At 72.8% G+C, this 13,247-nt stretch carries 9 protein-coding genes; 2 read left to right on the top strand and 7 right to left on the bottom strand.

Annotated elements, in window-relative coordinates; genetic code table 11:
• Positions 1 to 52 precede the first annotated feature (52 nt).
• The 5 genes from ACYVOO_RS07185 to ACYVOO_RS07165 form a co-directional block, all read right to left on the bottom strand.
• On the bottom strand, positions 53 to 787 hold the full coding sequence (locus tag ACYVOO_RS07185) for an MIP/aquaporin family protein (RefSeq protein ID WP_461014783.1): 735 nt from the start codon (positions 785 to 787) through the stop codon (positions 53 to 55).
• A gap of 917 nt (positions 788 to 1,704) precedes the next feature.
• Positions 1,705 to 2,934: a lipid-transfer protein gene (locus ACYVOO_RS07180; RefSeq protein WP_461014782.1), complete on the bottom strand. Its 1,230-nt coding sequence runs from the start codon at positions 2,932 to 2,934 to the stop codon at positions 1,705 to 1,707.
• Complete coding sequence (locus tag ACYVOO_RS07175) at positions 2,931 to 3,383, bottom strand: Zn-ribbon domain-containing OB-fold protein (protein ID WP_461014781.1); 453 nt, start codon at positions 3,381 to 3,383, stop codon at positions 2,931 to 2,933. Before ACYVOO_RS07175 ends, ACYVOO_RS07180 begins: the two co-directional genes overlap by 4 nt.
• Before the next feature lie 177 nt (positions 3,384 to 3,560).
• Positions 3,561 to 4,412, bottom strand: coding sequence for a M15 family metallopeptidase (locus ACYVOO_RS07170; RefSeq protein WP_461014780.1), 852 nt, complete (start codon positions 4,410 to 4,412; stop codon positions 3,561 to 3,563).
• Between the two features lie 14 nt (positions 4,413 to 4,426).
• Positions 4,427 to 6,811 (bottom strand): glycoside hydrolase family 31 protein, encoded by a 2,385-nt coding sequence (locus ACYVOO_RS07165; protein ID WP_461014779.1) that lies wholly within the window; start codon positions 6,809 to 6,811, stop codon positions 4,427 to 4,429.
• Between the two features lie 450 nt (positions 6,812 to 7,261).
• Between ACYVOO_RS07165 and ACYVOO_RS07160 the strand changes: the two genes are divergently transcribed.
• The gene (locus ACYVOO_RS07160) at positions 7,262 to 9,301 is read left to right on the top strand and encodes an acetoacetate--CoA ligase (protein ID WP_461014778.1); all 2,040 of its coding nucleotides are present in this window, start codon (positions 7,262 to 7,264) and stop codon (positions 9,299 to 9,301) included.
• A gap of 154 nt (positions 9,302 to 9,455) precedes the next feature.
• Positions 9,456 to 10,349 carry a hypothetical protein gene (locus ACYVOO_RS07155; RefSeq protein ID WP_461014777.1) on the top strand — a complete coding sequence of 298 codons (894 nt, stop codon included), beginning with the start codon at positions 9,456 to 9,458 and terminating at the stop codon, positions 10,347 to 10,349.
• Between the two features lie 185 nt (positions 10,350 to 10,534).
• Here the strand turns inward: ACYVOO_RS07155 and ptsP are convergent, their stop codons facing one another.
• Positions 10,535 to 12,205, bottom strand: coding sequence for a phosphoenolpyruvate--protein phosphotransferase (ptsP, locus tag ACYVOO_RS07150; protein WP_461014776.1), 1,671 nt, complete (start codon positions 12,203 to 12,205; stop codon positions 10,535 to 10,537).
• 151 nt (positions 12,206 to 12,356) lie between these two features.
• A complete protein-coding gene (locus ACYVOO_RS07145; RefSeq protein WP_461014775.1) occupies positions 12,357 to 12,806 on the bottom strand; it encodes a PTS sugar transporter subunit IIA in 450 nt (149 codons plus the stop codon).
• Between the last annotated feature and the right edge of the window lie 441 nt (positions 12,807 to 13,247).

The raw sequence follows: 13,247 nt of genomic DNA, 5'->3' as shown, positions 1-13,247 counted from the left end.
AGTGCGCTCAGGAGGCCGGTGAGCCAGGGGCGTCCGTCCCGCCCCGGCGTGGTCAGTAGGCGAGCTTGAAGATCCCGGCCGCGATCACGGCGCCGAGCAGGGGGCCGACGACGGGGACCCAGGCGTAACCCCAGTCGGAGGTCCCCTTGTTGGGGATCGGCAGCAGCGAGTGGGCGATGCGAGGGCCGAGGTCGCGGGCGGGGTTGATGGCGTAGCCCGTGGGCCCGCCGAGGGAGAGACCGATGCCGACGACGAGCAGCGCCACGATCAGCGTCGCGGTACCGGACTCGCCGAGGCCCTTGGTGAGGCCGAAGGCCAGCACGGGCAGCACCAGCGCCATCGTCGCGATGACCTCGGTGATGAGGTTGGCGACGGGATTGCGGACCTCGGGGATCGTGGAGAAGTTGCCGAGGGTGTCCTGCGCGAACTCCGGGTCCGTGTTCGCGGTGAACTGCGCGTAGTACACGCCCCAGGCGAGCACCGCGCCGATGATCGCGCCGATCATCTGCCCCAGGAAGTAGACGGGGACCTTCCCCCACTGGCCGGTGTCCATGGCGATGCCGACGGTGACCGCGGGGTTGAGGTGCCCCCCGGACAGGGGCGCCGCGGTGTACGCGCCCGCCAGGACGCCCATGCCCCAGCCGAAGGCGATGACGATCCAGCCGCCCTCCTTCGCCTTCGAGAAGCGCAGATTGACCGCGGCGCAGACGCCCGCGCCGAAGAGGATCAGGATCGCGGTGCCGATGATCTCACCCGCGAAAATGTCCCCGTTGGAGAATTGGTCCATGAACGGCTCCTAGTGCCCTCGGCCGGGGTGGCGGCCCCGGCGGTCCCCTGTAGGGTGCGTGCTTCCGTGGCTACGGAGCGGCGCCAGGGGACGGCGAAGCCAGGTGGCCCGCGCCACGCCCGGCCTCCGCGACGAGCGTGACGGCAGTGTTCAACGCTGGTGAGGGGCCGTCAAGGTCATGGACGGTGCGGACTGGCCGCGTCCGCGGTTCCCCTTCGCGGGGTGCGGCTCCCTTCGCGGGGTGCGGATTGAAACGGGGGGTTGGCCCTTCACGGGCGGCGCTCTCTCACAGGGCGCGACGTTGCCCCCCGCACGGGGTGCCCGTTTCTCGTGGGGGTGCGCTCTGTCGGAGCCCCCTGGGGTTCGTTGCGCGACTGCGGCCCGGTGGCACGGGTTGTGCCCACCCGTCCCGCCGAGCGGGACGCTTGCCCACAACAAGGGTGGTGGGCCGCCGTCGTCGGCTTCCCGGGCAGGGCTGGGTCCGTACCGTCAGGTGCGGGCACACAGCATGGTGACAAGCGGAGGGGGCACCGACCTGCTGTTGGTCACCGGGTGGGAGGTGGTGCGGTGGGGTGTCCCCGCAGGACGAGCAAGTCACCGGCGGAAAGCCGAACGCGAGACCTTCACGCCGAGGAGACACCCCGGCGCGGCGCCGACCCCCACCACACAGCAATCCCACACGGCCACCGGCGCAAGCCAAGAATCACGCGGCGCCAGCCGCGACGCACCGGTCCATACGCCGCGCCGAAGCCACCGGCCAGGCAGCCGAACACGGCGCCCCGCCACACGACGGCACCCCCGGGCAGGGGCACAAAATCAGCGCGGGACCCTGCGGCGCCCACCTCACCGGCGAACCGTCCCGCGCAACACCCCCGACGAACAAAGCACCCCCGTTTCCTTCCGCACCCTGCGAAGGGCTACCGCACCGCTATCACCGACGAGCCGTGACCGAACAGGCCCTGGTTCGCGCTGATCCCCGCCCTGGCCCCCGGGACCTGGCGCTCGCCCGCGACGCCGCGCAACTGCCACGTCAGCTCGCAGACCTGCGCGATGGCCTGCGCGGGCACGGCCTCACCGAAGGAGGCCAGGCCCCCGCTCGTGTTGACGGGGAGCCGCCCGCCGAGCTTCGTGCCGCCCGAGCGCAGCAGCGCGGCGCCCTCGCCCTCGGCGGCGAATCCGAGGTCCTCATACCACTGGAGTTCCAGCGCGGTGGACAGGTCGTACACCTCTGCCAGCGACATGTCCCCTGGCCCGAGTCCCGCCTCCTCGTAGGCGGCGTCCGCGATCGAGGCGCGGAAGCCGCGCTCCGGTTCCGGCACGGCGGCGGCCGAGTCGGTCGCCAGGTACGGGAGGTCCAGCAGGGTGTTCGGGTAGCGCGGTGTGACGGTGGAGACGGCGCGGACGCGCACGGGGCGCGCGGCGCCGTGGCGGCGGGCGAAACCGAGGCTGGAGAGGACGAGCGCCGCGCCTCCGTCGGAGGTGGCGCAGATGTCCAGCAGCCGCAGCGGATCGGCCACGACGGGCGAGGCGGCGACGTCTCCTGGGCTGACTTCCTTGCGGTAGCGCGCGTACGGATTCAGCGTCCCGGCAGCCGCGTTCTTGACCTTGACGTGGGCGAAGTCCTCGGCCGTGTCGCCGTACAGGGCCATCCGGCGGCGCGCGTAGAGCGCGAAGTACGCGGGGTTGGTCGCGCCCAGGATCCGGAAGCGCTGCCAGTCCGGGTCGTCGGCGCGGTCGCCGCCCGCGGGCCGGAAGAAGCCCTTGGGCGCGGCGTCGGCCCCGACCACCAGCACCGTCTCCGCCATGCCCGAGAGGATCTGCGCGCGTGCCGTGGCCACGGCCTGGGCTCCCGAGGCGCAGGCGGCGTACACGCTGGTGACGCGCGCGCCCTGCCAGCCCAGCGCCCGCGCGAACGTCGAGCCCGCCACATAGCCGGGGTAGCCGCCGCGCACGGTGTCGGCGCCGACGACCGAGTCGACGTCGCTCCACTCCAGGCCCGCGTCCGCCAGCGCCTCCCTGGCCGCCGTCACCCCGTACTCGACGAAGGGGCGGCCCCACTTGCCCCAGGGGTGCATCCCCGCGCCGAGGACGGCCACGTCCCCGCCCTGCGGCGTCACGTCCCCGCCCTCGTGCGTCGCGGCGCTCACCGCGCGCCCTCCACGGGCACGGGCTTCCAGTGCCAGGTGGTCCAGATGTGCTCCGCGTCCTCGTTGAGCACGCCGGGCACCACCTCGACCTCCATGCCGACGGCCAGGTCGTCCACCGTGACCCCGGGCGGCGCCTGCCCGAGCACCACCATGCGCTCCGCCTCCAGCTCGACGGCGACCAGCGCGTATGGCTCCCACTCACGGTCCGCGTCCCAGACGTAGGGCGGGGGCGGCTGGTAGCGCCCGTCCGTGTAGGACCACACGCGGCCACGCCGCGAGAGCGGCACCTCCTCCAGGCGTGTACCGGCGCACGAGGGGTTGCGGCAGAAGGTGTCCTCGCGCGGGAAGAAGACCGAGGTACAGGTGAGGCATCTGGTACCGAGAAGGGTGAAATCCCCGCCCTCTTCGCTGAACCATCCATCGGCGACGGGCGTACGTATAGGTGGCACCGGTCCCTCCCTGGGTGTCGCGGCTCCGCGCCCCATCAAATCTGATGGGTCGTCAGGAGTCTGGCACGGGAACGAGCCGGGTGTCACGAGCGCCGACGGCGGCACGGGGCCCACGGGGGTGGTCCCGAGCCGCCGTCGCGCGTTGCCCCGCGCGTTGCCCTGGGGTGCGCGGCGCGGCTACTTCCGCTTGCCTTCGAGTGAGCGCCGGTCGACGGGGAAGTCGAAGTAGCTGTCGGGGAACGTCTCGTCCGAGAGCGTGAAGTGCCACCACTCCTCGGGCAGGTTCGTGAACCCGGCCGCCTCAAGGCCGTCCTTCAGCCGCAGCCGGTTCTCCCGCTGCTCGCCCTGGACGCGCGGATCGAGCGTGTGGGACAGCGTGTCGAAGCAGTCGAAGCCCGTCCCCATGTCGATCGAGTTGTCAGGGAAGCGCTCCTCCTGGGGAGCGAAGCAGGGCACGAGCGGCTCACCGGGCTCGTACGGACGCGTCGGCTGGGCCGGGAGCTTCACCAGCGTCAGATCGACGGTGCTGCCGCGGCTGTGCCCCGACTTCTCGGCGATGTAGCCGTCCTCGAAGAGGCGCGTCTTGTCCACGCGCGGATAGAACTCGTCCTTCATCCGCTGGTCGTCGAGGTCCTTGGCCCACGCCACGAAGTGGTCGACGGCCCGCTGCGGCCGGTAGCAGTCGTACACCTTCAGGGAGTAGCCACGCTTCAGGAAGGAGACCTGGGCCTTGTGCAGCGCCTTGGCGGTGTCCTTGGTGACGATGCACAGGGGCTGGCGGTAGCCGTCGACCGGCTCACCCACGAAGTTGTGCTCCGTGGGATAGCGGATCTCCTGGAGGATCGACTTGTCGACGTCGCGCAGGGCGACGAACTCCTCGGGAGCCTTCGGCTCCGGCGCGGCCCGCGTCTGAGCCTGCGCCTGAGTCCGCGCATCGGCCTGTGCCTCTGGTGCGACGGTGAGGAGGGAGGCGGCGGCGAAGAGCGCCGCCGCGAACCCGATGCCCCGGAAGGGTCGTCTGATTGCCATGACCCCTTCATCTATCAGGTGCGGACCCGGACCGGATACCCCACGGGCTCCCCGTTACCCCGCCCGACCACCGGCTTTCCCCCGCGCAGCAGCACCGTGAAGCGCTCCGGCTCTGAACGCTCCCAGCCGTCCCCCGCGTCCGCGATCACCAGCCCGCTCCCCGTGCGGCCCGCAGCCGGGGCCCACACCTCCAGCTCCGTCTCCCCGCCGTCGCCCCTGACCGGCAGCGCCGCACCGGCCCGCACCAGCACCGGTATCCGCGACAGCGGAGCCTCGACGTGCACCGTCCCCGGGCCCTCGTACGCGCGCCCCGTCGCCGTGTCGTACCAGCGTCCGCGCGGCAGCCGCACCGCACGCCGCCTGACCCCCTCCTCCAGCACGGGCGCCACCAGCAGCGCGTCCCCCAGCAGGAACGCGTCCTCGCAGTCGCGCAGCGCCCGGTCCCGCGGATGCTGCCACCACACGGGCCGCACATACGGGGCGCCCGTGCGGTGCGCCAACTGCGCGAGGGTGACGAAGTAGGGCAGCAGCCGCTCCCGCTCCGCCAGCGCCGCCGTGCAGTGCTCCAGCACCTCGGGCCCGAACTCCCACGGCTCCCTCCGGCCCGCCCACTTGGCCCCGAAGGTGCGGAACAGCGGCAGATACGCGCCCAGCTGGAACCAGCGCAGATACAGCTCGGGTGACGGCGTCCCCGTGAACCCCCCGATGTCGGGGCCCGAATACGGCACCCCGCACAGCCCCATGCCGAGCACCAGCGACAGCGAGGCACGCAGCCCCGCCCACCCCGTGGCCACCTCGCCCGACCAGGAGCCGCCGTATCGCTGCATCCCCGCCCAGCCGGAGCGCGAGAAGAGGAACGGGCGCTCCTGGGGCCGCAGTTCCCGCAGCCCCTCGTGCCCGGCGCGCGCCATGGTCAGCGCGTAGACGTTGTGCGCCTCCCTGTGGTCGCCGCCCCGGCCCTCCAGGGCGTGCCGCGACGAGAGGGGGAGCGTGGGATCGCCGAACGCGGCGAAGGACGTCGGCTCGTTCCTGCCGTGCCACACCCCGGAGAAGCCCTGCGCGAGCCGTTCCGCGTACAGCCCGCTCCACCACTTGCGCACCAGCGGATCGGTGAAGTCGGGGAAGACCGCCTCGCCCGCCCACGCCACCCCGCGCACCTCGCGCCCGCGCGCGTCCCGCACGAAGGCCCCGGCCGCCGAGCCGCTGTCGTAGACGGCGGTGCCGCGCTCGGCCTTCACGGCGGGATCGACGGCCGAGACCATCCGCACCCCCTCACCGCGCAGTTCGGCGGCCAGGCGCGGCAGATCGGGGAAGCGCCCCCGGTCGACGGTGAAGACCCGGTGCCCGTCGAGGTGGTCTATGTCCAGGTGCAGCGCCTTCAGGGCCAGCCCCCGCTCCCGGTACCCGGCCGCCACCCGGCGCACCTCCGCCTCGTCGCGGAAACCCCACCGCCCGTGCTGATGGCCGAGCGCCCAGCGCGGCGGCAGCGCCGGAGCGCCCGTCAGCGAGGCCCAGCCGTACAGCACCCGCGCGGGCGCTCCCGCGATCACCCAGTAGCGGAGCGGCCCGCCGCTGACCCGCACCGCGCAGCGGCCCGGCCTGTCGTGGCCTGAGCCGCCGCCCTCGCGCCCCTCGCGCAGCGTGACCTCGCCGTCCCACGAGTTGTCGTGGAACACCAGGTGCGTCCCCGCGTCCGCCACGACGAGCTGCACCGGCATGGTGACGTAGACGGGCACCCGGTCCGTGCCGGAGGGGCCCGGACCCGTGTTCCACAGCCGGTACGTGCCGTCGCGCAGCCGGGGCCCGCCCGGCCGCCCGCCGAGGCCGAAGAACCGCGCGTCGGGCGTCACCTCGGAGCGCACCAGCCAGCGCGCGCCCGGTCCCTCGGGGCCCTCGTGCCCCTCCTCGCCCTCCGGCGGCTCCTGCCGCTCCTCGCCCTCCGGTTCCCACCAGCGCGGGGGCATCTCGCGACGGAGCAGCACGCCGCCCGGCGTCCTGATGTCCACGGCGCCGTGCCGCGAGACGGTCACCAGCATCCGCTCCGAGACCACTCGCCAGCCGCCGTCCTTGTCCGGCTCCAACTGCGCCCGCGTGTCGGCGGCCGGTACCTGATGGGCGAGCGCGTACGAGGGCTCGGGGCCCGCTCCGTCCCAGCCGCAGAAGACCGCGCCGCCCGCCGCCACCCGCACGCGCAGCGACGAGCGCTCGAACCGGATCACGCCACCGCCCGGCTGGGGCTCCGCGCTCTTCACCCGGCCCGGCACCCGGGCTCTCTCCGCGCGCTGCCGGGGCAGTCCCGCCGCGTCCGCGCGCCTGCGCCGCCACGCCGACCGCACGGCGCGCGCACCCCGCGCCGCACCGACCACTCTTACCGACCGCACCAGGCCACGCGCATCCATGCTGCTCAGCCTGCCATCGTGTCCGGTGTGAGTCAGTGCCGTTCAACTTCCGTTCACCCGCTTTGTTGCCGGGCGTTCGCCAAGGGGACGCCGATTCGGCTCCGACGGCCCTCCGGGGCCGCCCGCGCCCGGCGCACGACGCGTGCGGCGCGCGCCCCTGCGCGCGTGCCGACCCGTGGCCGGGCCACATTCCCCGGACCCCGGGGGTGTGACGCCGACCCTGGCGTCCAAGTTGATCACGTGGCATCGTCCAGGTCAGCCACGCGCACGCGCACGTACCCCCAGCACGCACGCCGCGCATCCCGGCCCGCCGGACGACGGGCCGCACGGCCACGAAAGACGACCACGGAACACGACGACCCACACGCCGGCACCAGCCACGACACGACACAGCACGACACACCACGACACGACGCGTAGCAAAACGCAGGGACCAGCCAGGGAGCCGCAATGACCGCAGCGCACAGCACGACGCCGTCCCCCGCGCCCGAACCCCTCTGGCAGCCGGGCCCCGAACGCGTCGAGAGCGCCCGGATCACCCGCTTCCAGAAGTGGGCGGCCGAACGGCACGGCGCCCCGGCTGCCACCCCGGGCGACCCCGTCGCGAGCTACGCGGCCCTGCAACGCTGGTCCGTCGACGAGCTGACCACCTTCTGGCAGGCGGTCACCGAGTGGTTCGACATCCGCTTCACCACCCCCTACGAGACTGTCCTCGCCGACGCCTCCATGCCAGGCGCCCGCTGGTTCCCCGGCGCCACCCTCAACTACGCCGAGCACGCGCTGCGCGCCTCCGAGGACCCGGCACGCGCCGACGACCCAGCGCTGCTCCACGTCGACGAGCGCCACGAGCCCACCCCCGTCACCTGGTCCGAACTCCGCCGCCAGGTCGGCTCGCTCTCGGCCGAGCTGCGCCGCCTCGGCGTCCGTCCGGGCGACCGCGTCAGCGGCTACCTCCCCAACATCCCCGAAGCCGCCATCGCCCTCCTCGCCACCGCGGCCGTCGGCGCCGTGTGGACCTCGTGCGCCCCCGACTTCGGCGCCCGCAGCGTCCTGGACCGCTTCCAGCAGGTCGAGCCCACTGTCCTGTTCACCGTCGACGGGTACCGCTACGGCGGCAAGGAGCACGACCGCCGCGAGACCGTCGCCGAACTGCGCGGTGAGCTGCCCACCCTGCGCGCCGTCGTCCACGTCCCCCTCATCGGCACCCCGGCCCCCGAGGGCGCCCTCGAATGGTCCGCCGTCACCTCGGCCCCCGCCGGCTCCGAGGACGCCTCACCGGTCTTCGAGCAGGTCCCCTTCGACCACCCCCTGTGGGTGCTCTACTCCTCGGGCACCACGGGCCTGCCCAAGGCCATCGTCCAGTCCCAGGGCGGCATCCTCCTGGAGCACCTCAAGCAACTGAGCCTCCACAACGACACGGGCCCCGAGGACCGCTTCTTCTGGTACACCTCCACGGGCTGGATGATGTGGAACCTCCTCGTCTCGGGACTGCTCACCGGCTGCACGGTCGTCACCTACGACGGCAGCCCCGGATACCCGTCCACCGAAGCGCAGTGGCGCGTAGCGGCGGAGACCGGTGCCACGGTCTTCGGCACCTCGGCCGCCTATGTCATGGCCTGCCGGAAGGCGGACGTCCACCCAGGGCGCGACCTCGACCTCTCCCGCGTCAGGTGCGTCGCCACCACCGGCTCCCCGCTGCCGCCCGACGGCTTCCGCTGGATCCACGACGAGGTCTCCGCCGACATGTGGATCGCCTCCGTCAGCGGCGGCACGGACGTGTGCAGCTGCTTCGCCGGAGCCGTGCCCACCCTCCCCGTCCACACCGGCGAACTCCAGGCGCCCTCCCTCGCCACGGGGCTCCAGTCGTGGGACCCGCAGGGCAAGCCCCTCATCGGCGAGGTCGGCGAACTCGTCGTCACCACGCCCATGCCCTCCATGCCGATCCGCTTCTGGAACGACCCCGACGGCTCCCGCTACCGCGACAGCTACTTCGAGATGTTCCCCGGCACCTGGCGCCACGGCGACTGGATCACCCTCACCGAGCGCAACACCGTCGTCATCCACGGCCGCTCCGACTCCACCCTCAACCGCCAGGGCGTCCGCATGGGCTCGGCCGACATCTACGAGGCCGTCGAACGCCTCCCCGAGATCCGCGAATCCCTGGTCATCGGCGTCGAACAGCCCGACGGCGGCTACTGGATGCCGCTCTTCGTCCACCTCGCGGAGGGCGCCACCCTCGACGACGCGCTGCGCGACCGCGTCAAGCGCGTCATCCGCGAGGGCCTGTCACCGCGCCACGTCCCCGACGAGATCATCGAGATCTCCGGCGTCCCGCACACCCTCACGGGCAAGCGCCTCGAAGTCCCGGTCAAGCGGCTCCTCCAGGGCACCCCGCTCGACAAGGCCGTCAACCCCGGCTCCGTCGACAACGTCGAGCTGCTCCGCTTCTACGAGCGCCTCGCGCGGGAACGCACCCCGCACGACGCCTGACCCCTGGCCACTGACCCCTGACCACTGACCCCTGACCACTGACCCCTGACCGCTGCGGCCCCGCACCCCGTGCGGGGCCGCAGCGGCGCCCGATGTCAGACCCCCCGATTACGGTGAGTGACCAAGTGATCCGTACGCACCCAGGGGGGACCCCATGGCACACACCCGCAGCCGGAAGCGCGGCCCGCACAGGGCACTGCGCCGCGAGGCGCCCAGCACGGTCGCCGTCCTGGCGGAGGAGTCCGACTTCGCGCTGATGCGCGGCTATCGCTCCTTCACCTTCGCGGACCACCGGACGTATCTGCGGCAGATGGAGGGACTGCTGCGCTCACTCTCCGGAGAGGGCATCCACACCCGCGTCGCCGTCTTCGACGCCGTGGACTACCGCCTCTTCTGCCACGAGGAACGCCTCGATCCCGACACCCCGGCGAGCCGCACCCGCTATGTCGCGGAGGTCGCCGCCTCCGGGGCCACGGTGGCGTACACGGGACAGCCCATGGCCCGGCTCGTCCAGGCCCTCACCGACACCCAGGCGTGCCGGGCCGCCTGGGAGAAGGCCGCCGAGGTCCTCTCCCGCGCCGGCGCGTGCGCGGCCTGCGGAGCCGATATCGCGCGCGTCTCCCTGGACCGCGCGGCGCGGGCGGTGTCCCTCCTCATGGAGGCGGCGGGGGAGGGCACGCACCACCTGGTGTGCAGCGTCGGCGTCCCGGGCTCCCCGCTCGTCACCGCGCTCGACGCGTACGCCGACGAGGACGGAGCCCTCCGCGTCGACGAGACCGCGGCGCTCGCCCTCACCACCTCACTGGCCGCCGGACTCGCCACGGACAGCCCCGGCGGCCTGGTCCTGCGCACCGAACGGGAGGGCGCCCGGGACACGGTGCGCGGCTGGAACCTCCACGGCGACTGGCTGCGCGCCCTCACAGCCGCCGAGGTCTTCACGGCCTACTGCACGGACCCCGTCACCGGCGATCCCGTGCCGCCCGAGCACGGCGTCGATCACCTCCCCGGACTCGAACTGCCCCACCCGGGAGGTGACCTGCACTGCTGAGAGCTATACGTGCCGCACGTGCCACACGGGGACGCTGCCCGTACGCGGACGGGCGCCGGAACGCGAACGGTGCCGACCGCCCCGCCGCAGCGGACCGACCGGCACCGTCGCCGTCATTACCGTCATCACCGTCGTCAGCGATCACCGGGACGCCGGGGACGCCAGGGGCGCCCCGGCCCCCGCGCTCACTCCCCGGACAGCACCGCCTGCGCGGCGATCCGCGCCTCCTCGGCGGTGTCCGCTGCCCGCGCGGCGGAAGCGGCACGCTCGCACTGCGCGAGCGTGTGCTTCGCCAGCGTGGCGCGCACATACGGGATCGAGGCGGCGCCCATCGACAGGCTCGTCACGCCGAGCCCCGTCAGCACACACGCCAGCAGCGGATCCGACGCGGCCTCGCCGCACACGCCGCAGCTCTTGCCCTCGGCCTTCGCCGCCTCGGCGGACAGCGACACCAGGTCGAGCAGCGCGGGCTGCCACGGGTCCTGGAGCCGGGAGACGGCACCCACCTGCCGGTCGGCGGCGAAGGTGTACTGCGCCAGATCGTTGGTGCCCAGCGAAAGGAACTCCACCTCTTGGAGGACCGACCTCGCCCGCAGCGCGGCGGAGGGGATCTCCACCATCGCGCCGAACTTCGCCCGCAGCCCGGCCTCGCGGCACGCGTCCGCGAACGCCTTCGCGTCCGTACGGTCCGCCACCATCGGCGCCATGACCTCAAGGTAGACGGGCAGCCCCTCGGCGGCCTTGGCCAGTGCACGGAGCTGACCGCGCAGCACCTCGGGGTGGTCCAGCAGCGTCCGCAGCCCGCGCACGCCCAGCGCCGGGTTCGGCTCCTCGCCCGGGCTCAGGAAGTCCAGCGGCTTGTCGGCGCCCGCGTCCAGCACGCGCACGACCACACGCCCCTCGGGGAACGCCTCCAGCACCTGCCGGTACGCCTCGACCTGCTTCTCCTCCGAGGGCGCCTGCTCACTGTTGTCCAGGAACAGGAACTCCGTACGGAACAGGCCCACACCCTCGGCGCCTGCCTCCACGGCCGCGGGCACGTCCGAGGGCCCGCCCACGTTCGCCAGCAGCGGCACCTTGTGCCCGTCCGAGGTCGCCCCCGGCCCCTTGACGCCCTCCAGCGCGGCCTTGCGCTCCTCGGCGGCCTTCTCCAGCGCGGCCCGCTCGTCCGCGTCCGGGTTGACCACGATCTCGCCGGTGCTCCCGTCCACCGCGACGACGGTGCCCTCCACCAGCTCCCCTGCACCGGGCAGCGCGACGACGGCGGGCACGCCCAGCGCCCGCGCCAGGATCGCGCTGTGACTGGTCGGACCGCCCTCCTCGGTCACGAAGCCCAGCACCAGCGCGGGGTCCAGCAGCGCGGTGTCGGCGGGCGCGAGATCGCGGGCGATGAGCACGTACGGCTGGTCGCTGTCCGGCACGCCCGGCATCGGCACGCCCAGCAGCCGAGCGACGATGCGGTTGCGCACGTCGTCCAGGTCGGCCACCCGCCCGGCGAGATAGTCACCGGCGCCCGCCAGCAGAGCCCGGTAGGCGGCGAACGCGTCGTACACGGCACGCTCGGCCGTGCTCCCGACGGTGATCCGCCGCTCGACGTCGGCCATCAGCTCCGGGTCCTGGGCCATCATCGCCTGCGCCTCGAGCACGGCCTGGGCCTCGCCGCCCGCGAGATTGCCGCGCGCGATCAGGTCGTTGGCGACCGCCTCCACGGCCTGGTGCGCCCGCTGCTGCTCGCGCGGGGCCTCGTCGGGGCCGATCTGCTTGGCCGGGGGCTCCAGTACCGCGGTGCCCATGTGCCGTACCTCGCCGATCGCCACCCCGTGACTGACGCCGACGCCTCGAAGCGTTGTGTCCATCTCACCCGTCTCCGGTTCGGTGCGGCGGCTCGCTCACGGCCACCGCTGTTCTCTCTCGCGCTCTTCCGCCTCTTACGCGTGACCGGCGCCCCGTGCGATCCGTGGGATCTGTGCGATCCGCGCGTCCTGTGCGACGGAGCCGGTCCGGGGGTCAGCTCCAGCCGAAGAGGGTCTTGCCCGCCTCGATGTCGCCGTCGTCCACGACATCGGTCAGCGAGTCGGCGGTTGCCTCGAGCGCCACCACGGGGGAGACGGGCGACTTGCCCGCCGCCTCCACGGCGGCCGGGTCCCAGCGCACGATCGAATCGCCGCGCCGCACGGTGTCGCCCTTGGCGGCCAGCAGCTCGAACCCGTCACCGTTGAGCTGCACGGTGTCGATGCCCAGGTGCGTCAGCACACCGTGTCCTTCGGCGTCCACCACGACGAAGGCGTGCGGGTGGAGCGAGACGACGATGCCATCGACGGGCGCCAGCGCCTCGGTACGCTCCCGGACGGGGTCGATGGCGGTGCCGGGGCCCACCATGGCCCCGGAGAACACCGGGTCGGGAACGGCCGAGAGTCCGATGGCACGTCCGGTCAGCGGGGACGTCACGGTGGTCATGGGAAGCCTCCGAAGGGCGAGGATCGATCAGCCGCCGTCGCAACCTGTCCAGGACGGCGCACCGCTCAGAAGCGTAAGTCATAGGAACAACGGATTCCGATCGCGCGTGCGGGGACGCGCCGCCCGCCCACACGGGCCCGTGCCTCACGTGCACGCGCTCACGCGCGCGCGATCAAGCAGCCTCGCGGCAGCCCTGCAAAACCGATTTGCCTCTGCTCTCGGCGTGCCTGTACTGTCGTCCCCCTGCCCACGACGAAGGCCGAGCCGAAGCGTGGGCGGTCACCGATGATCCACATCCTTTCTTTTGTCGATTCGGTTTCGCATGTCTGCGATCAACCCGAATTTCGATCAACGGAAAAGGGTCTGATAGAGTCGGAGACACCGAAAGGGAAGCGCCCGGAGGAAAGCCCGAGAGGGTGAGTACAAAGGAAGCGTCCGTTT

The sequence above is a fragment of the Streptomyces daliensis genome, from assembly GCF_054782395.1.
The sequence above is the reverse complement of the archived record's forward strand: the minus strand, read 5'-3'. Positions and strand labels throughout refer to the sequence as shown.

What these genes read in the sequence shown, in the direction of transcription:
- ACYVOO_RS07185 (WP_461014783.1), bottom strand. Translation starts at nt 787, where the DNA reads ATGGACCAATTCTCCAACGGGGACATTTTCGCGGGTGAGATCATCGGC.
- ACYVOO_RS07170 (WP_461014780.1), bottom strand. Translation starts at nt 4,412, where the DNA reads ATGGCAATCAGACGACCCTTCCGGGGCATCGGGTTCGCGGCGGCGCTC.
- ACYVOO_RS07165 (WP_461014779.1), bottom strand. Translation starts at nt 6,811, where the DNA reads ATGGATGCGCGTGGCCTGGTGCGGTCGGTAAGAGTGGTCGGTGCGGCG.
- ACYVOO_RS07160 (WP_461014778.1), top strand. Translation starts at nt 7,262, where the DNA reads ATGACCGCAGCGCACAGCACGACGCCGTCCCCCGCGCCCGAACCCCTC.
- ACYVOO_RS07155 (WP_461014777.1), top strand. Translation starts at nt 9,456, where the DNA reads ATGGCACACACCCGCAGCCGGAAGCGCGGCCCGCACAGGGCACTGCGC.
- ptsP (WP_461014776.1), bottom strand. Translation starts at nt 12,205, where the DNA reads ATGGACACAACGCTTCGAGGCGTCGGCGTCAGTCACGGGGTGGCGATC.
- ACYVOO_RS07145 (WP_461014775.1), bottom strand. Translation starts at nt 12,806, where the DNA reads ATGACCACCGTGACGTCCCCGCTGACCGGACGTGCCATCGGACTCTCG.